This is a genomic window from Promicromonospora vindobonensis (assembly GCF_042685865.1).
Lineage (GTDB): Bacteria > Actinomycetota > Actinomycetes > Actinomycetales > Cellulomonadaceae > Promicromonospora > Promicromonospora vindobonensis.
Window position 1 is genome coordinate 1,542,810 of the sequence record NZ_JBHUOG010000002.1, and the last position, 19,506, is coordinate 1,562,315.

Here is a 19,506-nt window from a genome sequence, read left to right on the forward strand (position 1 = left end):
GACGACCGGTCGGGCCTCACCTTGCGGAGGACACCGCACCATTCACTGCCGATCCGGACCGCACTGACGTGCAGAGGCTCGACGTCCCGTGCCGGGCCCGCCGAGTCCTCAGCACCTGCGTGACACTCGATGACCTACTTGTCCTTGTCGAGAGCGTCCTTGGCGTCCGCGGCCGCGTCCTTGACCTTCTCCCCTGCGCCCTTGACGTCAGCCTTGGCCTGATCCGTCTTGCCCTCGGCAGCGAGCTCCTCGTCATCGGTGGCATTACCGACCGCTTCCTTCGCCTTGCCGAGGCCCTTCTCCGCTGCGTTCTTGGTCTTGTCCTCTGCGCTCATCAGTTTTCCTTCCATCCTCGGTCCCGGGTCCCGGGAACCTCAACCAGACGATGCCTGTGTCACCGGGCCACCTGCCGACAGCTCAGTGGTCGGGCAGTTCACCCTGTGCACAGTCACAGGTTGGAGCCGGCGGGACTCACTCGCCTCTGGGGCCGGCCGAACGACCGCTCTGGGCACATCACCTGGCTCGTCCGGCTCGACCGCGGACGGGAGTGCCGTGCGCCGTGGCCACGTTCGAGTGGGGGCCCGGCCCCACCGGCCGGCGACCTTGACCTGGAGCGGGCTCCAGCTCCTAGCGTGCGCCGCATGACACCCACAGCTCCCCACAGCTCCGGTTTCGGCCATGACAGCACGGCCACCGAGGTGCTGCAGGGCATCGACCTGCACGGCAGGTTCGCCGTCGTGACCGGCGGGTCCTCCGGGCTCGGCCTGGAGATGACGCGATCACTCGCCGCCGCAGGGGCGGACGTACTCGTCCCTGCCCGCCGCCCTCAGGCCGCACGTGCGGCTCTGGGCGACCTGGCATCCGTCGCACCCTTGGACCTCACGGACCTGCCGGCGGTCCGACGGTTCGCACAGGACCTCCTCGATCGCGGACGCGGCATCGACATCCTGATCAACGGCGCCGGCATCATGACAGCTCCGCGCACGATCGTTGGCCCCGGCTGGGAGGCTCACCTGGCGGTGCACCACCTCGCCCCCTACCTGCTCACCAACCAGCTCCTGCCCGTGATCTCGGCAGGCGCGCGAGTGGTCGGCCTCTCCTCGTCCGCACACTTCCTGTCCGACATCCGCTGGGACGACCCCCACTTCCGGCGTACGACCGACTACGACCAGTGGACCGCCTACGGACAGTCCAAGACCGCCGTCGCACTGTTCGCCCTTGGACTCGACGCCCGGCTCACCGAACGCGGCGCCCACGCCTTCGCCGTGCACCCCGGGAGCATCCTCACGCCGCTGCAGCGAGAGATCCCGACCGCCGAGCAGCACCGCCTGGGCTGGATCGACGATCACGGACGACCACCCGCGGGATTCAAGTCCGTCGAGCAGGGCGCGGCGACCGCGGTCTGGGCTGCCACCGCTGCCCTGCTCGAAGAACACGGTGGTGCCTACTGCCAGGACTGCGACGTCGCGCGACCGGCCACCACCGACGACATGCTCGTCGGTGGAGCCAAGCCCTGGGTAATCGACCGGGACGCCGCCGAACGTCTGTGGGACCTGACCACCCGGGCCGTCACCGGCCTGACCTGACCACCCGGCCGGTCGCGCGACACTGCAGCACCTTCTGGATCAGCCGCCGTTGGACTGCCTTGCACCCTCGGCGAGGGCGTCGAACCGGTAGATGTATCCACCGGCGGGTCCACTGATCGTCGCGTACGCGACCGTGGTTCCGGGCCGGATCGCGATATTCGTCGCCGAATCCAGGCCCTCGTCCTTCTCGGGCACCGTGATCGTGGCCCGGTGCGTACCGTCCGGCCCGTAGACGAGGATCCTCGGCTCGCCATGCACTCCGAGGTAGACGTTCCCGGCCGCGTCGACGGCGTTCGAGTCGGTCTGGGCCATGCCGCCGTCGACGTACATGCCGGTGTGACCGGCCGTGACGGCGGTGCCGTCCTCGTTCAGGGTGAGGCGGTCGACGCGGTTGGCATCGAGCTGGCTCACCCAGAGCGCCCCGCCGTCCAGGTCGAAGGAGATCCCGTTGGGGTTGGGCTGATGGTCGGCCAGCACGCTGCCCGTACCCGTGTCCGCGTCGAAGCGCAGCACCCTCCCGCCCGGTTCGGCGTCCGGATAGGTGGTGTACCGGGAGTCGGTGACGAACATGTTGCCCGCCTCGTCGAACGCGAGGTCGTCGGGCTGCATCTTTCTCCCGTCGACGGGGCCCTCCGCGACCACCTGGGAGCGCTCACCGTCCGGCGTGACGCTGATGATGCGACCACCCGCGTAGTCGGTGAGGTACAGCCGCCCGTCGTCAGGGCTGAACTGAGCCGACGTGAACGCGCTGCGCTCATCGGTGAACACCGTGCTGACCTCTTCGGTGTCGAGGTCGACGGCCATGACCTTCGGACCGCCCGGGGGCGCGGTGACGTCCACCAGGTAGAGGCGGCCGTCCTCGCCGAACGTCGGCCCTTCGAGCAGGGTCATACCCGTCGCCTCGTGCACGGTGCTGATCTTCAGAACCTCCTTCGCGGTCTGGGACCGGTGCGTCACCCGCTCCTTCGAGTACCCGTGCACCTCGGCCGGATCTGCCGGAACGGCGGACGCCGTCGCGCACCCGGCCAGGGCGAGCACCGCTACCGCGGCGCTACCCACGACCGCCGGGTACCGCCGGCCGCTCGTCGCGCGCCTCATGCGTCCACCTCCGCCATCGCCGCGGCGGGCTCGTCAGAGCCGGCCAGCACGTCGCCCAGGCCACCCTCGCGCCACTCGGCCAGCAGTCGGTGGAACGCGACCGGTCCCGGCGTGTACGAGGTGGGCGCTGCACGGCGGGTGCCCTCACCGTTGTAGTAGCCGGGAGTGCACTCCGCGAGGAACGCGGAGTTGTCGACGCCGAGCCGGGTGATCGTGTCGCACCAGGCCTGCTCGGCCTCACGGGTGGGCTCCACGTAGCGGGCACCGGCCTTGCGCGCGCCCGCGACGACGGCGGCGATGTGCGCGGCCTGCTCGGCGAGGATGTGCACGAAGTTCACCGAGTTGGCGTTCTGCATCGTCCCGAGGTGGAACAGGTTCGGAAACCCGTGGCTGTAGAAGCCGTGCAGCGTGCGCGGGCCTCTGCCCCAGGCCTCGAGAAGCGTCGTACCGCCGCGCCCGTGCACCGGCATGGTGCCGGAGACGACGCCGGAGACGCCGGTCTCGAACCCGGTCGCGAAGATGACGCAGTCCACCTCGTACTCCGCTTCACCGACGACCACGCCGCTCTCGGTCATCCGGGTGATGCCACCATGATCGGCCGTGTCCACGAGGGTGACGTTGTCGCGGTTGAACGCCTGCAGGTACTGGTCGGAGAATCCCGGACGCTTGCACATGTACCGGTACCACGGCTTGAGGGCCTCGGCCGTGGCGGCGTCCTCGACAACGTCGTCCACCCGGGCACGGATCTGGTTCATCTTCGCGAAGTCCGCCAGCTCGTCGAGGCGCTCGCGCTCGGCCGGGTCGAGGGTGGTGTCGACGGCACCGGTGAGGATCTGTCGCTGCAGCCGCGCCGTGGAGGTCCACCCGTCCTGCGTGAGGTCCTCGGTGACGTCCTCCCCCGCGAGGATCGCGAGGAAGTTCTCCATGCGCTCGCGCTGCCAGCCGGGCGTGAGCGACGCCGCCCACTGCGGATCGGTGGGCCGGTTGTCGCGCACGTCGACCGACGACGGCGTGCGCTGCATGACATACAGGTGGCGGGCATCCCTGGCGACGCACGGGATGGCCTGCAGGCCCGTCGCGCCCGTACCGACGACGGCGACCCGCTTGTCCGCAAGCCCGGTCAGACCACCCTCGGCGTCGCCGCCCGTGTACCCGTAGTCCCACCGGCTCGTGTGGAAGGTGTGCCCGCCGAAGCTCTCGATCCCCGGGATGGCGGGCAGCTTGGGCTGCGAGAGCGTGCCGGACGACACCACGACATGGCGGGCGCGCATCGAGTCCCCGCGGTCGGTACTCACCAGCCAGTCGGCAGCCTCCTCGTCCCACGTCAGCTCGGTGACCCGGGTGTGGAAGACGGCGTCGCGGTAGAGGCCGTAGTGCTCGGCGATCCGTACGGCGTGCTGCCGGATCTCCTCCCCTGGCGCGTACCGCCACGCGGGGACGTAGCCGGTCTCCTCCAGCAGCGGCAGGTACACGTACGACTCGATGTCGCAGTGGATGCCTGGGTAACGGTTCCAGTACCAGGTGCCGCCGAAGTCGCCGGCCTCGTCCATCATCCGCACGGACTCGACGCCGGCCTCGCGCAGCCTGGCCCCGGTCAGCAGGCCGCCGAAGCCTCCGCCCACCACGAGAACCTCGACGCTGTCGGTGAGCGGTCCGCGCTCCGTTCGTGGCGTGTACGGGTCCTTCGCGTAGTACCCGTACTCCCCCGCCGCCCGCCTGTACTGCGCCATGCCGTCGGGCCGGATGCGCCGGTCACGCTCCTGGCGGTACTTCTCGCGCAGCGCGTCGGGGTCGAACCCGAGATCTGCGGCAGGGTCGGCCGTGCGGCTGGTCATGTCTGTCACGGGTAGGTCCCTCTCGTCGGTCGGCTCACGGTCCACAGGTGGCGCCTGGTCACCCGGGTGATTTAAACGTACATCAATGTACGATTCCTGAGGAGGCCGTGCAGCGACGTCGTGCGATGGCTACCCTCGGGCGATGGCAACACCTCTGCGACGCGATGCCGCCCGCAACCGCGAGCGCCTCGTCGACGCCGCACGGCGCTGCTTCGCGGAGCTCGGGCCGAACGCCCCGCTGGAAGACGTGGCCCGGGCAGCGGGGGTGAGTCGCACCACGCTGCACCGGCACTTCGACGCGCGGGAAGACCTCGTGGCCGCCGTCCTGGAACAGAACGTCGCCACCATCGAGTCCGAGGCCGCGCGGCTCGTCGATGCGCGGGACGGCCTGGAGCGCCTGTTCCACTACTTGCTCGACGTGCAGGCCGAGGCGCCGTGGCTCGCACACGTCGCGGCAAGTGGACCTGTGCCTGCCGGGACGCGCGCGCTCGCCGACCGGACGGCAGCAGCCCTTGAGCCGCTGGTAGGCCAGGCAAAGGACAGGGGCGTCCTACGACCTGAGCTGGGAGCCGAAGACGTTCTGTTGACCCTCCCGATGGCGATGGCCGCCCAGGTCGCGCGGGAGCACCCGGCAGGCCGTCGTGGTTCGGACCACCTGCGCGCGATACTGCACCACGGCCTCTTTACGACCGAGCCTCCCGAGGGGCGGGCGCCTGCCGGAACCACGGGCACACCGTCGACGAATGAGTCCGCACCGCGGCGACGATGACCGCCAACGGGTCGGGACCGACCAGGTCGTCTCGACGCAGTACCTACCGGCTGACCGTCAGCTCAGCGCTGCCGCCCGGGCCTCCGTCTGTCGCCGCGAGCGCACCGTCCGTCTGATCGACCAGGCCACGGTCGCCAGGGAGGCCAGGGCGAAGACCGCGAAGATGGGCCGTTCCACGAAGAACGTGGGCGACATCGTGAACGACTGCCGCATGGTCTGCTGGAGGGCCGGCCCGAGCACGAACCCCATGACCAGCGGCGCGACCGGCAGCCTCGCCTTGTCGAGCAGGAGCGCCAGGAACCCGAAGGCGGCGCACACGCCGACGTCGAACAGGCTGTTCCGTTCCAGCAGGGCACCGGCGAGGCAGCACACCACGACGATGGGCCCCATGATGCTGAACGGCACGCGGGCGATCTTGGCCCACAACCCGACCAGCGGCAGGTTCAGCAGGAGCAGGATCACGTTGGCGACGAGGAAGCTGGCGATGATCCCAGCGGTGAAGTCGGCCTCCTGCGTGAACAGCATCGGCCCGGGCACGAGCCCGTAGACGAGGAGCGCGGCAAGGATGAGCGCCATCGACGGGCCGGTGGGGATGCCCAGGCTGAGCAGCGGGACGAACCCGCCCATGGCGGCGCCGTTGTTGGAGGCCTCGGGACCTGCGATGCCCTCGATGGCGCCGCGGCCGAACGTCGAGGTGCCGCGGCGCTCGGCCCGGCGGCGCTCCCAGCTGTAGTTGAGGAATGACGTCACCGACGGCAGCATCCCGGGGATCAGGCCGAGGAAGAACCCCTGGAAAGTACCGCGCACGGTGGGGCCGACGCTCGCGCGGCGCTCCTCGCGCGTGGGCAGGAGGCTGCCGACCTTCGCGATGCTGGCGTCGGGCTCGCTGCGCAGGAGGGTCTTGAGGATCTCCCCGATGCCGAACAGCCCGATCATGACGGGCACGACGCTGAACCCCTGCGCGAGGGTCCATGAGCCGAACGTCAGCACCTGGACCCCGGAGATGGCGTCGTAGCCGACGAGCGAGAGCAGGATGCCGAGTACGCCCATCGACAGCCCTTTCACGAGGGAGCCGGAGACAAGTCCAGCGATGGCCGTGAGGCTGAACAGGATGAGGCCGAACTGCTCGGGCGGCCCGAAGGCGAGGGCGAACCTGGCCAGCGTGGGGCCGAGCAGCATGACCCCGAGGGTCCCTACGACCCCGGCCACGAACGACGAGACCGCGGCCGTCGCGAGCGCCGCCCCGGCCCGTCCGCGTCTGGTCAGCGGGTAGCCCTCCAGCGCGGACGGCAGCGAGGACACCTCGCCGGGGATGTTCAGCAGGATCGCCGTCGTCGAGCCGCCGTACATGCCGCCGTAGTAGACGGCCGCGAGCATGAGGATGCCCGATACCGGGTCGAGGTAGGTGGTGAGCGGGAACAGGACGGCGATGGCGGTCACCGGGCCCAGGCCGGGAAGCACGCCGAAGAACGTGCCGAGGAAACAGCCGAGGAAGGCCACGAGCAGGCGCTCGGGGGTGAGGATGTCGGCGAAGCCGCCGAGGATCACGTCGGGGGTCATGGTTACTCCTGGGCGCGGGTCAGGTCGCGGTCAGATCAGGTACCAGAGGGCACCGGCGGGAAGCAGCACACCGGCGAGCTCGAACAGCGTCGTGAGCCCTGCCGCGATGGCGACGCCCGCGACGAGGGCGACCCACAGCCTCCGGCGGGCGACGAGGCGGATGAAGCAGAGGCAGAACAGCCCGGTCACGAGGCCGAAGCCGATCCACTGCACGAGCGCCACCCAGCCGAGGATCAGCGCACCCGCGACGACCAGGTTCCGGGTCGCCCTGGTCGCGGGGAGTGGTTCGGCCTCGATGCCGATCCGGTCGTCGACGGCGCGGCCCGCGTCCTCCTCCTCGTGGATGATGTCGGTGGCGAGCTCGCTCACCACCGACTCACCGGCGCCGCGCGCGTCCTGCCGTAGCGACAGTGCTACGAGCAGGACCAGCACCGCGCCGGTGACGCCGATGAACCAGCCCGCTGCGCTCCTCGGCCCGGTCCAGGCGGCCTGCGCGGCGAGCACGGCGCCGTCGACGAGCGCGACCAGGCCGACGGCCGCGAGCAGGACGTACGCCCAGCTCTCCGGGTTCCGGGCCAGGCCGAGGAGGCGCGTCATGGTCAACCCGCCAGCTCGTTCAGGTCGGCGAAGGTGGCCGCCTCGTCCTCGACCAGGCCTCGCAGCTTGTCGCCGGTGACGACGTCGACGGTCATGCCCAGCTTGGCGAAGCTCTCGTCGAGCACGCCGTCCTCGGCGGCCTGGCCGATCGCGTCGGCGAGCGGGTCGACCACCGTCTCCGGGAGGCCGGCCGGGCCGGAGAGCCCCACCCAGTACGTCATGTCCAGCCCGGGGTAGCCCTCGTCGGTGGTCAGCGGCACGTCCGGGAAGTTCTCGTCGGGTGCGGTCAACGCGAGCGGCACGAGGTCGCCCGAGCTGTACAGCGAGGCGATGGCGCTGGTGCCGCCCGTGGCGAGGTCGACGTCGCCTGCTGCGGCCGCCTGCATCGCGTCGCCGGAGCCCTCGAAGGGCACCTTGATCACCTGGTCCGGGTCGACGCCGATCGCGTCGAGCAGCTGCAGCGTGGCGAAGTCGCTCGTGGAGGTGCCGTTGAGCCACGCCACCCGGAACTCGGACGGATCCGCAGTGGCGACGTCGGCGAGCTCGTCGATGGTGGTGACGCCGCTCGTGGCGCCGACGGCGTACGCGTGCCCGCCCGTGGCGACCCGGGCGATGAACGTGCGGTCGTCCCACTCGTACGGCAGGTCGGGCAGCAGCGACTGGATCGAGGAGGACCCGCCGCCGTCGGCGAGCAGCGTGTAGCCGTCCGGGGCGGAACCTGCGACCTCGCTGACCGCTGTGACCTGCTGCGCGCCGGTCTGGTTCGCCGCGTTGAACGGCTGGCCGAGCTCGTCGGACAGGGCATCGGCCATGGCCCGGGCCGCGATGTCGGTGGAGCCGCCCGCGCCGAACGGCAGGACGAGGTCGATCGCCCGGGTGGGGTAGTCGGCATCACCGCCGCCGGCGCCGGGCAGGTCCCCGGCACAGCCGCTCAGCGTGAGGGCACCTGCGGCGACGGCCGCGGCGACGAGTCGGGTTCGGAGCTGTTGCATGGGTTGAGCCTCTCGTGAGTGTTTCGAAGGTAGGTCGGGCGGGCTCAAGGAGTCCGCGTGCGTCTGAGGTCCGCGGTGGCCTCGGCGTCGGCCGCGCCGTGCTCGTCGAGCACGACCCCGTAGACGTCACGGGCGGCGCGGGGGCTGACCCGGCCGTCGAGCACGTCGTCGGCCACGGCCTGGGGATCACGATCCAGGGGCGAACCGAAGCCGCCGGCGCCGGGACTCTGCACCCGCATCACGTCACCACGACGCAGGGCGACACCGCTCACGCGTCCGCCCGGCAGGACGATCTCGTCGTCCTCCCCCGGCCGCACCGTGAACCGCCCGGCCGTGCCCTCGGCACCGCCGGCGTAGCCGGCCGGTGCGAGCGACTGCCGGTCCGCGTGGGCAGAGAACTCCGCGCCGTCGCCGAGGATCCGGATGTCCCTGCGGATCGCGAGACCGCCCCTGAACCGCCCGGCACCGCCCGAGTCGGGCACGAGCTCGTACGCCTCCACCAGCAGCGGGTACTCGGTCTCGAGCGCCTCGATCGGCAGGTTGCTGGAGTTGGTGACGTGCACCTGCACGGCGTCGAGGCCGTCGGCGTCCGGCCGCGCGCCCCCGCCGCCGGCGACGACCTCCGGGTAGACGTAGAAGTCGCTGCCCAGCCCGGAGAAGTTCACGTAGGTGATGCTGCTGTGGCTCCCGGCAGGGATCCGGTCGGGCAGCGCCTGCGCGAGCGCGCCGAAGAGCGCGTCGACCACCCGCTGGCACGTGTCGGTGCGCGCGGCGACCGGGGCGGGCAGCCGGGGGTTGAGGATCGTCCCCTCCGGCGCGGTGATCTCGACCGCGTCGAAGAACCCGCCGTTGGCGGGGATACCGGGGTCCAGGGCTGCCTTGAGCGCGTAGAAGACCGTCGCCTCCAGGGCGCTGCGCACGACGTTGACGGCCACGGCGGCCTCGCGGCCCGTGCCGGTGAAGTCGACGGCTATCCGCTCGCCGTCGACGGTCACGGTGGCGACGATCGGGATGCGCTCCTCGCCCTCACGGTCGGGATCCAGCCAGTCGGTGGCGGTGTACGCGCCGTCCGGCACGGCGGCGACCGCCAGGCTCAGACGCCGCTCCGCGTACTCAAGGAGCTCGCCGCTTGCCGCCGCGACGACGTCGGTGCCGTACTTCTCGTGCAGCTCGACGAGGCGGCGCGCACCCGTCGCCGCGGCCGACTGCTGGGCCAGCAGGTCGCCGTAGCGCTCCTCGGGCAGCCGCGAGTTCAGCAGCACGAACGCGAGCACGTCGTCGACGAGCCGCCCCTCGTCGACGATCTTCACCAGGGGGATGCGCAGCCCCTCCATGAACAGCGTGGTCGAGTCGCCCGAGTTGCTGCCGGGCACGTGTCCGCCGACGTCGGAGTGGTGCGCGATGTTCGCGCTCCACCCGACGAGCTCACCGCCCAGGTGGACGGGCGCGACCATCGTGATGTCGGGCAGGTGGGTCCCGCCGCCGGCGTAGGGGTCGTTGGTGATGAAGACGTCCCCCGGGCGCACCGTGGTGGCCTCGTAGCCGGGGATGCGGCCGCTCAGCCGGCCGACGGCGCCCGCCATGGAACCCATGTGCATCGGGATGTGCTCGGCCTGCGCGACGAGCCGGCCCGCGGCGTCGAACAGCGCGGTCGAGCAGTCGGCGCGCTCCTTGATGTTCGTCGAGTAGCTCGCCCGGCGCAGCATCGTCCCGGCTTCCTCGGCGACCGACAGCATGGCGTTGCCGATCACCTGCACGGTGATGGGGTCGATGGCCTGGACCGCGGCAGCGAGGGCCGGCGTCGGTTCGGTAGTGGTCACGCGTTCACCTCCACGATGAGCGTCCCGTAGGGGTCGACCACCGACCGGGTGGCCGGTGGCAGTACGGTCGTCGAGTCCTGCTGCTCGACGACGGCGGGGCCGGTCAGCACGTCGCCCGCGCGCAGCAGCTCGCGGCGGTAGATGGCGGCGTCGACGGCGCCGGTGTCCTCGAACAGGACCCGGCGGCGGGCGACGACGGGGTCGGCGTCGCCCGTGCGGCGCTTCACGAGGAGCGGCGCACGGGGCGTCTCGACCGGCTGGGACGCGATCACGGTCACCGTGACGACGCGCACCGTGCTGTCGGGGTGCGCGAACCCGTAGCTCCTGCGGTGGGTCTCGTGGAACCGGTCGACGACGGCGGGCAGGTCGGCGTCCGTCAGGTCGCCGTCGCCGACGTCCACGGGGAGCTCGAAGTTCTGGCGCTGGTAGCGCATGTCCAGCACGAACCGTGTACTGCGCTGGTCGGCGGGGATGCCCTCGCGCTCGAACCACTCGACGGCCGCCGCGCGCAGGTCGCTGATGACGGCGCGCAGCCCCGTGACGTCGCCGTCGAGGTCGATCAGGCTGGACCGGACGATCTCGGTGCGGGCCTCGGTCACCAGCAGACCGAGCGCGCACAGCGTCCCGGGGTTCGGCGGCACCAGCACGGTGCGGACGCCGACCTCGCGAGCAACCTCGACGGCGTGCAGCGGGCCCGCACCGCCATAGGCGACCAGGGCGAGGTCGCGCGGGTCGTCGCCCGTGTCGACACTCACCCGGCGCACGGCGCGCGCCATGTGCGAGTTCGCGACCCGCACGATGCCGAGCGCCGCCTGCTCCGGGTCGGAGGCGAGCCCCGCCGCGACCTCCCCGACCACCCGGCGGGCGGCGGCGAGGTCGAGGTGGAGGTCGTCGCCGATCACCTGGTCGGGGTTCTGCCGCCCGAGCAGCACGTTCGCGTCGGTGACGGTGGCCACCGTCCCGCCGTGCCCGTAGGCGGCAGGCCCCGGCCAGGCGCCCGCGCTGCGCGGGCCGACCTGGAGCGCGCCGGCACCGTCGACCCGCGCGATCGAGCCACCGCCCGCGCCCACGGTGTGCACGTTGGCACTCGGGGTACGCACCACGTAGCCGTCGATGCTGCGCTCCTTGGTGACCAGCGCCCGCCCGTCCCGCACCAGGCAGACGTCGGTGCTCGTGCCGCCCATGTCGAAGGTGACCAGGTCGCGGAAGCCCGAGTGCTCGGCGATCCAGGCCGCACCAAGGACCCCGGCGCTCGGTCCCGACAGCAGCGTCGTGACAGGGCGCCGCACTATCGAGTCGGGCGAGACGAGGCCGCCGCTGGACTCGATGATCTTCGGGGCCACGGGCACACCGAGCTGTCGGGTCCGCTCGCCCAGGCGCGAGACGTAGCTGCCCATCCGCGGCCCGACGAAGGCGTTGATGACCGTGGTCGACAGCCGCTCGTACTCGCGGAACTCGGCGGCGACCTCGCTGGAGCGCGTCACGTAGCGGTCGGGGAAGCGTGCGGCGACCGCGTCGGCGACGCGCCGCTCGTGGCCGCTGTCCCGGTAGCTGTGCAGGAAACAGATCGCGACGGCCTGCACGTCGACGGCCGCGAGCCCGTCCAGGAGCTCCGCGAGGTCGTCGTCGCGCACCGGGCGGATGACCGTGCCGTCGCCCGCGAGCCGCTCGTCGATCTCGAACACGAGGCGCCGCGGCACCAGGATCCGCGGTTTGTCCGCGAAGAGGTCGTAGAGGCTTGGCCGCTTCTGGCGCGCGATCTCCAGCACGTCGCGGAACCCGCGGGTGACGACGAGCGCGGTCGGCGAACCGTCGAGCTCGAGCAGCGTGTTCGTGGCCACCGTCGTGCCGTGGCCCAGGTAGTCGACGTCGGCGGCAACGGCGCCTGCACGCTCCAGGACGCCGCGGACGCCGTCGGCGAGCGCCAGCGACTGGTCCTGCTGGGTGCTGGGGATCTTGCCGATGTGGAAGCCGCCGGCGTCGTCCAGCGCGGTGATGTCGGTGAAGGTACCGCCGATGTCTACTCCGATGCGCATGGCGCGTGGTCCTCTCGCAGAGGTTGGTGGTGCTGGTGGTCGTCTCGTGGGTGGTGGTTGTCGTGGGTGGGGTTCATGGGCCTGCGACGGCTTCCGTGGGTGCGGCAGCGAGCCCGCGGACGACGCCGTGCAGGTCGAGCGGCGGCTGCTCGCCGAGGATCCGCGCTACCGCGTGCTCCGCGAGCGCCGGGGCGAGCTTGAACGCCTGTCCGGAGCCGCCGGCCAGGAGCCAGGCGTTCTCCCGGCCGGCGATACGGTCGAGCAGGATGCGGTAGTCGGGCGTGTAGCTCTCGACGTAGGCGGCGCTGTGGGTGCGCGCACCCAGGGCGGGCAGGGTCGCGCGCAGCGTCGCCTCGTGCGGCCCGGCGTAGTGGTCGGGCACGGGGTTCACCGGGGCGTCGGCGTCGGGCACGGTGAGCTTGGGGACGTGGAAGTTGACCTTGACGCCGCGACTGTCGGTCTGCGGGAAGAAGGAGTACCGGATGCCACCCGCGCTGCGGCGGACGCCCACGGGGAACCGGTCGGGCCCGTACGCGGCAGGGTCCGGCGTGGCGTACCACTGCAGGACCACCCGGCGCAGCTCGACGGCGGCCGCGTACTCGGGGGCGAAGCGCGCCGTCCACGCTCCGGCCGAGACGAGCACGCGGGTGGCACGGATCCGGTGGCCGGACGCGGTCACCACCTCGTGCCCGCCAGGTACCGGATCGATCCGCGTCACCGGGTCGTCGTACCGGAGCCGGGCGCCCGCAGCGGTGGCTTCCCTGGCGACGACGGCGGTGATCGACCGCGGGAGCAGGAGCGCGCCGGCCGGGTCGGCGACGGCGATGTCACCGTCGAGCAGGCGGTGCTGCGGCCATCGGACTGCGAGCGCCGCAGAGTCGAGGACCTCGTGGCCGATACCGTGTGCGCGCGCCGACTCGACGGCCGCGGCGATCTCGGGGTCGGCCGGGTCACCGATCGTCAGGGCGCCGTGGCCGTGTCGAACGCTGCCAGGGTGCCGCCGCTCCAGCGCCGCCCAGGCGTCAGCGGCGCGCAGGAGCGCGGGGAGATAGTCCCCGCCGAACGTATAGACGAGCCGGAAGATCCGGGTGCTGCCTCCGGTCGCGCCGCGCTCGTGCGCGGGACCGAACGCCTCGAACCCTGCGGTGCTCAGCCCGCGCGCGGCCGCCTCGGCGGCAACGTGCACGCCAAGAGCGCCCAGCCCTACCACGGCCAGATCGCGCATCCCGGGCCCCCTCGTTGGTCGTCCCGCTACAGGGTGTTGCATTTGCTACACGTAAGGCAAGCGCTGTAGTGTTTCAATCAGATTTCGGGCGCCGAACAGCTCTGTGAAAGTCCGACCCCGGGCGTCCGCTCGCCGTAGCATTCCCGCACAGAGACTTCGCAGTGCGGCCAGAGGAGATTCGATGCAGCGCGACGCCGTGCCGGACGGGGACTCCCTCTACACGCGTGCCACCCGGCTGGGGCCCGACCTGCCGGGCTCGCTCGCGCAGGTCGCGGCGTACTTCGCCCTCCACCCCGACCGGGTGGCGGGCGGCTCGGCACGAGACATCGCGGGGGCCGTCGGCACCAGCGACGCCAGTGTCGTCCGCACGGTGCGGGCACTGGGCTACCAGAGCATGAAGGAGGTGCGGCACGCCGCACTCGACCTCGTCGCCAAGCGCGCCGACCCAGGCGAGGTGCTGCAACGCCGCATGCACAGCACCGCTGACGGCAGCCACCTGCGCCGGGTACTCGACGACACGGCTCGCGCCGTCGAGCAGTTCCGCGCCACGCTCGACGAGCTGGACTGGAACGCCGTCGTCGACGACATCGCCGGCGCGGACCGGGTGTTCTGCTACGGGCTGGCGCCCGTCGGCTACATCGCCGAGTACCTCGCCTTCTTCCTCGCCCGCACCGGCGTCGATGCCCGCAGCTCGCGCATGACCGGGGTGCTGCTCGCCGACGAGCTGTCCGGGATCCGGCCCCGCGACGCCGTCATCGTCTTCGCGCCCATCCGGCAGTTCGACGAGGTCGTCGCCACCGTCCGCGCCGCCAAGGCCCAGGGCGCGCCGGTGGTGCTCATCACCGAGGCGATCGGCATGCCGATCCGCACCGAGGCCGACCACGTCATCACCACCGCACCGACCTCGCTCACCGCGGCCAGCGACGCGAGCATCCCGCTCGCCGTCGCGCAGGCCGTGGTCAACGCCGTCGCCGCCCGGCACCCCGAACGCGCCCTGGCCGCCATGGACCGGCTCAACGCGCTACGACCCACCGTGTCGCACCAGAAGGTCCAGCTCACCGCGGACCGGCTTGGCATCCAGCCCTATACCGAGCCCACGGCCAGCGAGAACGGAGAGGGCTGAGCCGGCCCTCACAGCCGTCGTCACGAAGCAGATCAAGAGCGTCCCACCTGGGTACTCACCACCCAGGTGGGACGCTGATGCTCCCGACGGGTCCGGGGTCGGTGGTCCCGTCCTGAGCGACGCACTTGCCGCCTTGCCATGGTCAGGACCGGATGCCCCGATGTCGCCCAGGTAGCTTCTGCCGTCGATCGTCGGCTCGCCGAGCTGACGTTGCCGGCACCTGCGCCGGCTCCGACGCTTGAGGGACGGACCACGCCTGGCGACCGCACGGAGGTGCACGGTGAAAGGTCAGACGTTGCAGAACGCTGCGCGCGAGGTCGCCGAGGAACTGCCGTCGTCGTCGATGGGGCATCCCTTCGGGCCCGAGTACGAGGTCTTCAAGGTCAAGGGCAAGGTCTTCATGCTGCTGACGGAAGTCCCCGGTGGTCCCATCGTGGTCCTCAAGGCTGATCCGGAGGACTCCAAGGCGCTGCGCCAGTCGCACGACGGCATCGCGCCGGGCTATCACATGAACAAGCAGCACTGGATCACGGGGTGTCAGTGGCCGTCTCTACGATCGCCTCATGACGGTACGCATCGGCCGCACTTCCCTTCTGGCCAAAGACATCCGGGTGACCGCGGAGTTCTACCGCGAGGCGTTCGGCTTCCGGACGATCTACGAAGGGGACAACCACGGGTACCCGCTCCTGCACATTGGCCCCGGGGGCCTTGCTGACGGCGGCCTCTGGCTTCATCGGGCGCGCGAGGGCGCGCCCCTCGGCCGGCAGGCGGGCGACAGCCCGTTCCTCGTGCTGTATCTCGACGACGCAGCGGAGATGGATGCCGTGCTGAAGCGTTGTTCACGCCTGGGCGTGGAGCCCCACTCGCCCCTGCGCGCCGACGACGCCACGGGCGACCTCTACGCGCACGTGCGCGACCCGGACGGGGCTGAGATCATCTTGGCGGTGATCACCACTTCGTAGTGCTACTGCCGTGGGTCGGGTCACTGACCAGCGACGGGGTTGCTCCGTTGAGCTCGTCGTGAAAGACGGTGCCCAGCTTCTCGGCAATACCATGCCTGCGGGCTTCATCGCCGAGGTGCTGGAAGTGCAGCACGGTCGCTCTTTCCCACCCACCAGGTGTCCACCTGCCTCCTGCGGGGGAACTCTGGGAGAACGGGCGGCCTCAGTGGGCCATTCCTGTCCACCGCAGTCCCACAGGACCCGAGGCGAAATCGCAGGCCACACTGCGTTTCCGCTGATCAAAGGATCAGCCGGAAATTCGAAAGATCCTCAGACGTTGAACTGTGCATTGTTGCCCTGGCCTGCTGGTTCACCGTCCAGCGGAGCACTGTGGGGGAACCATTGGGGAATCAGGGCTGCGCACCCCCCCCGCCAACGAGGATCAGCTCGAACAGCGGCGGTTGTCATGATGTTGGCGTTACGAGGTTGCAGCGCCACCTGGACCATACGCCAGGAGCCGAAGGAGCGCGGGTTCCTTAGCGGTTAGCGTCGAGGGGCCGAATGTCCGGGCGAGCGCTTCACGTGCCGCCACGGATGCCGGGCTTCCGCAGGGGATTCCTGTCAGTCACCAGCAGCACACTCGAGGTCATGAGTCCGGCCGATCCGGGAGCGTCACACACCCGCCGCCATGTGGGCCGACCACCACCTCGCGCCTTGCTCTAGACCGCACGCCAGACAAGACCCGGGGCGCCGGATCACGAGACGAGGCTGTTCTTGTGAGCTGGCGGACGATCAGCCTTTGCTCATCGCAACTTCGTACGCGGCGATCGCTGCTTCGATCACGGTCTCGACCTCTCGCCGTCTAGCGTGCCGCAGCGCACCCCCCTCTTCCTCAGGGAGCTCGACGTGTTCCAGGTCACGGAACCGGTGCAGAGCAGCGAGGATCTGTTGCTGCTCACGCTGCCCGACCTCGTACTGCGCCGCGAACCACCTGGGACCCGTCATTGCACTCGACTGGCGCTCCACAACGAAGTCGTGCTGAGCAAGCGCAGCGACAAGGAACCTGCTTCCGCGTGTGCGGCAAGCATCAGGCCGTGCCCCGTCGTTCCCGGGCCACGGACTCGCGCACGGCCGGCGCCACCTCGGCCGCAAACCGTTCGGTGGTCGGGACGTCATCGCCACCAATCAGGTACGCGGTGACTCCGTGCTCCAGCGCCAGGCCCGTGAGCTGCTCGACCCACTGGTCCACCGGCCCGTCCAGGAGCCCTCGTCCGGTCGCGGAGAAGCGCACGTTCATGAAGTTCATGAGCCGTCGGACATCGTGCGTCGACCGACCGGCGTCCGTCGCCGCGTCGTCGATGCGGGCGTTCAGCGCGGGCAGGGAGTCCACGCCGCGGGGAAGGTACTCGATGGTCGGCAGCCACCCATCGGCGTGCGCCCCGGTGAGGCCGAGCATCTTCGGCTTGTAGGCGCCGACCCAGATCGGGATGTCGTGTGCGGGTGCCGGACCTCGTTTGGTGCCGGCGACCTGGTAGTACTCTCCGTCGAGCCGCACTCCCCCGCGCGTCTCGGTGTCCCAGATGTTTCGGATGATCGTGATCGCCTCGCGCAGGGCGTCGACGCCCTGCCCGGGCGTCAGGCGACGTCCGCCCATCGCCTGGATGCCGTCCCAGAACGCTCCCGCGCCAAGGCCGAGCTCCAGGCGCCCACCGCTGAGCACGTCCAGGGACGCCGCGGCGCGCGCCAGCACCGCCGGGGGGCGCAGAGGCAGGCTCAGCACGTTGCCGCTCAGGTGCACTCGTTCGGTGCGGGCCGCCGCATAGGCAAGCAGGGTCCACGTATCCAGGAAGGCCGGCTGGTACGGGTGGTCTTGGAAGGTCACCAGGTCCAGCCCTTCCCGGTCGGCCGTGACGGCAAGGTCGAGCACGTGGTTCGCGCCCTGGGCACTGGGCGTCACAAAAGTGCCGAACAGCAGGTCGTGTCCGTAGTCGGTCATCATTCTCGTCCTCTCTCGTCGTCGCGGGTGGCTCCGGAGCTGCCGCGCGGGTCGATGTTGAAGTTGTCGCGGAACAGATTTGCGGGGTCGTAGCGGCGCTTGAGGTCTCGCAACCGTCCTAGCACCGGCGGCGGGAACGCGTCGTGCAGGCGCTCGGACCGCTGGTCGGTGTCAAAGCTCAGGTAGAGACCGTCGAAGTGCCCGGCGAGCCGGTCCCACCGTGCGTCGAGGTCCGCCTGGTCGACTCCCATGGCCGTGACCTGGAACGCGGGCGTGCGGTGGGTGAAAGCCGTCTCTTCGGCGGGTACGTCTGCGATCGCGCCACCCATGGGACGCAGCTCGAAGAAGAAGACCCGGCCGCTGTGCAGCAGCTCTGCAGTGTCGTGCGCGTACTCGGGCGTGATCGCGGGCAGGAAGGCGGACCGCGACACCGGTTCACCCTGGCCATGGTGTCCGTCGGGACCCACGTCCGCCGCCTGGCCCATGATGTCCTTGTAGCGGGCCAGGTAGACCTCCTGCTGCACCAGGGTGCCGAGATCCAGGAACGGCGTGAGTCGCTCGACGACGACCTGGGGGTCGGGCGAGTCCACGATGGCGTACAGCTGGATTCCCGACTGTCCCTGTCGTGGCCGCCCGGTGACCAGGAAGACCGTGGTGTCCCGCGGCGCCGCACCGGCCACCTCACCGAAACGGAGCAATGACTTCTCGATGTCGGTGCTCGCCAGGGTGAGTTTTGCCCAGCCGACGTCGCCCACGTCGTAGACCTCGAACTCGAACGCCGTGGCGATGCCGAAGTTCGCCCCCGCACCGCGTACCGCCCAGAAGAGGTCGGGATGCTCGTCGCGGGTGGCTCGCACCTGGCTCCCGTCGGCAAGCACGAGCTCGACCGCGCGAAGGTGGTCGATCGTCAGACCGTGCTCGCGCCCCAGGAGGCCGATACCGCCTGCGGTGGCCAGGCCGCCGACACCCACGCCGCCGTAGTCACCCGACCCGAGCGCCCATCCGTACGGGTCCAGGGCCGCCGCGACCTGCTTCCAGGTCGCCCCGGGGCCGATCCGCACGAGCCGCCGCGTCTCGTCGAGCACCTCCACCCGGTGGATCCGGCCGACGTCGATCACCAGACCGCCGTCGTTCGTCGACCGTCCGCTCACCCCGTGTCCCCCGCTGCGAACTCCGAGCGGGAGGTGGGTGTGCGAGCGTGCGAACGCGAGCGCGTCCGCCACCTGGTCCGGCGTCTCGGGTCGCAGCACGATGCCGGGCGCCCCGCCCCGGAGGTAGTTCGAGCTGACGGCGAGGTAGTCCCGGTCCCCGGGCTCGACTGCCGTGCCGAGGAGGGACCGGGGCACGGCGTCGTACTCGATCCCGTCGCGGCGCAGGGCCCGAGCCGCGGTCGTCCTGCGCGGTCCGACGGCGGGGCCGTCCTGGGCGACCATGTCCACGAGGCGGGCGACGTCGTCCCGGCTGCGCACCGGGACCACCACCGGCAGCCCGTCCCCGGCCAGGTTCGTCAGGTCAGCCCGTCCGGCGTCGTCGGGCGCCACCACCCAGCCCCCGCGGGTGAGGAGCCGCGGCCCGGCGAGTCGGGCGAGGCTCTCCCGCGCCTTCTCGACCACCGAGGGCACGGGCACCTCCGGGTCGGCGACGGCCGGAGCAGCGCCCGGTACCGCGGCTCCCTCCGGACGTGCGCCGCCCTCGGACGCCGCCGTCCAGGAGTCGGACACACCGATCTGGATGCGCTCTGTGGCGCCCGATACCCATACGGCAGCCGTCCACGGGTCGAACCCCGCGGTGACGCCACCCTCGTCCGCCCGCACCACGACGAGGTCGAGGCCTCCCGCCTCAGCCTGCCGCGCAAGGTCCGCAGCGGTGTCCTCCCTTGCGACGGCCGAGGGGTCCATCATGATCCCCAGCTCGAATTCCATCCTGTG

16 protein-coding genes and 1 pseudogene are annotated in these 19,506 nt (G+C 70.9%); 5 read left to right on the top strand and 12 right to left on the bottom strand.

From position 1 onward, the window contains the following. Window positions 1-134: 134 nt before the first annotated feature. Entirely contained in the window at window positions 135-335 is a 201-nt protein-coding gene (locus ACFS27_RS20195) for a CsbD family protein (protein WP_377186536.1), read from the bottom strand. Between the two features lie 306 nt (window positions 336-641). On the opposite strand from ACFS27_RS20195, the gene ACFS27_RS20200 reads away from it, so the two are divergent. Continuing rightward, on the top strand, window positions 642-1,586 hold the full coding sequence (locus ACFS27_RS20200; RefSeq protein WP_377186539.1) for an SDR family NAD(P)-dependent oxidoreductase: 945 nt from the start codon (window positions 642-644) through the stop codon (window positions 1,584-1,586). Window positions 1,587-1,625: 39 nt separating this feature from the next. Here ACFS27_RS20200 and ACFS27_RS20205 read toward each other — a convergent pair whose 3' ends face one another. Then, window positions 1,626-2,684, bottom strand: coding sequence for an SMP-30/gluconolactonase/LRE family protein (locus tag ACFS27_RS20205; protein WP_377186542.1), 1,059 nt, complete (start codon window positions 2,682-2,684; stop codon window positions 1,626-1,628). Then, complete coding sequence (locus tag ACFS27_RS20210) at window positions 2,681-4,519, bottom strand: flavin-containing monooxygenase (protein ID WP_377191102.1); 1,839 nt, start codon at window positions 4,517-4,519, stop codon at window positions 2,681-2,683. Before ACFS27_RS20210 ends, ACFS27_RS20205 begins: the two co-directional genes overlap by 4 nt. Before the next feature lie 142 nt (window positions 4,520-4,661). Here ACFS27_RS20210 and ACFS27_RS20215 point away from each other — a divergent pair, with 142 nt between their 5' ends. Next, a complete protein-coding gene (locus tag ACFS27_RS20215) occupies window positions 4,662-5,288 on the top strand; it encodes a TetR/AcrR family transcriptional regulator (protein ID WP_377186545.1) in 627 nt (208 codons plus the stop codon). Window positions 5,289-5,345: 57 nt separating this feature from the next. On the opposite strand, the gene ACFS27_RS20220 is transcribed toward ACFS27_RS20215, so the two are convergent. The 6 genes from ACFS27_RS20220 to ACFS27_RS20245 all read right to left on the bottom strand — a co-directional run bounded on the left by ACFS27_RS20220 (window position 5,346) and on the right by ACFS27_RS20245 (window position 13,518). Beyond that, window positions 5,346-6,848 carry a tripartite tricarboxylate transporter permease gene (locus ACFS27_RS20220; RefSeq protein ID WP_377186548.1) on the bottom strand — a complete coding sequence of 501 codons (1,503 nt, stop codon included), beginning with the start codon at window positions 6,846-6,848 and terminating at the stop codon, window positions 5,346-5,348. A 30-nt stretch (window positions 6,849-6,878) separates the two neighbouring features. After that, complete coding sequence (locus tag ACFS27_RS20225; RefSeq protein WP_377186551.1) at window positions 6,879-7,445, bottom strand: hypothetical protein; 567 nt, start codon at window positions 7,443-7,445, stop codon at window positions 6,879-6,881. A gap of 2 nt (window positions 7,446-7,447) precedes the next feature. After that, entirely contained in the window at window positions 7,448-8,437 is a 990-nt protein-coding gene (locus ACFS27_RS20230) for a Bug family tripartite tricarboxylate transporter substrate binding protein (RefSeq protein WP_377186554.1), read from the bottom strand. A 44-nt stretch (window positions 8,438-8,481) separates the two neighbouring features. Further along, window positions 8,482-10,257, bottom strand: a complete 1,776-nt coding sequence (locus ACFS27_RS20235) for a hydantoinase B/oxoprolinase family protein (protein WP_377186557.1) — start codon at window positions 10,255-10,257, stop codon at window positions 8,482-8,484. Continuing rightward, entirely contained in the window at window positions 10,254-12,293 is a 2,040-nt protein-coding gene (locus ACFS27_RS20240) for a hydantoinase/oxoprolinase family protein (RefSeq protein WP_377186560.1), read from the bottom strand. The genes ACFS27_RS20235 and ACFS27_RS20240 overlap by 4 nt, the downstream gene beginning before the upstream one ends. 73 nt (window positions 12,294-12,366) lie before the next feature. After that, on the bottom strand, window positions 12,367-13,518 hold the full coding sequence (locus tag ACFS27_RS20245; RefSeq protein WP_377186562.1) for an FAD-dependent oxidoreductase: 1,152 nt from the start codon (window positions 13,516-13,518) through the stop codon (window positions 12,367-12,369). 181 nt (window positions 13,519-13,699) lie between these two features. On the opposite strand from ACFS27_RS20245, the gene ACFS27_RS20250 reads away from it, so the two are divergent. The 3 genes and pseudogenes from ACFS27_RS20250 to ACFS27_RS20260 all read left to right on the top strand — a co-directional run bounded on the left by ACFS27_RS20250 (window position 13,700) and on the right by ACFS27_RS20260 (window position 15,603). Next, the gene (locus ACFS27_RS20250; protein ID WP_377186564.1) at window positions 13,700-14,641 is read left to right on the top strand and encodes a MurR/RpiR family transcriptional regulator; all 942 of its coding nucleotides are present in this window, start codon (window positions 13,700-13,702) and stop codon (window positions 14,639-14,641) included. Window positions 14,642-14,921: 280 nt separating this feature from the next. Further along, window positions 14,922-15,161, top strand: a pseudogene (locus ACFS27_RS20255) (MmcQ/YjbR family DNA-binding protein); the annotation flags it as partial. 43 nt (window positions 15,162-15,204) lie between these two features. Next, window positions 15,205-15,603 carry a VOC family protein gene (locus ACFS27_RS20260; RefSeq protein WP_377186566.1) on the top strand — a complete coding sequence of 133 codons (399 nt, stop codon included), beginning with the start codon at window positions 15,205-15,207 and terminating at the stop codon, window positions 15,601-15,603. Window positions 15,604-16,374: 771 nt separating this feature from the next. Here ACFS27_RS20260 and ACFS27_RS20265 read toward each other — a convergent pair. From ACFS27_RS20265 to ACFS27_RS20275, 3 genes are all read right to left on the bottom strand, one after another. Beyond that, window positions 16,375-16,587 (bottom strand): hypothetical protein, encoded by a 213-nt coding sequence (locus ACFS27_RS20265; protein WP_377186567.1) that lies wholly within the window; start codon window positions 16,585-16,587, stop codon window positions 16,375-16,377. A gap of 82 nt (window positions 16,588-16,669) precedes the next feature. Then, window positions 16,670-17,578, bottom strand: coding sequence for an LLM class flavin-dependent oxidoreductase (locus ACFS27_RS20270; protein WP_377186569.1), 909 nt, complete (start codon window positions 17,576-17,578; stop codon window positions 16,670-16,672). Beyond that, a complete protein-coding gene (locus ACFS27_RS20275) occupies window positions 17,578-19,500 on the bottom strand; it encodes an FAD-binding oxidoreductase (protein ID WP_377186571.1) in 1,923 nt (640 codons plus the stop codon). The genes ACFS27_RS20270 and ACFS27_RS20275 overlap by 1 nt, the downstream gene beginning before the upstream one ends. Window positions 19,501-19,506: the final 6 nt, after the last annotated feature.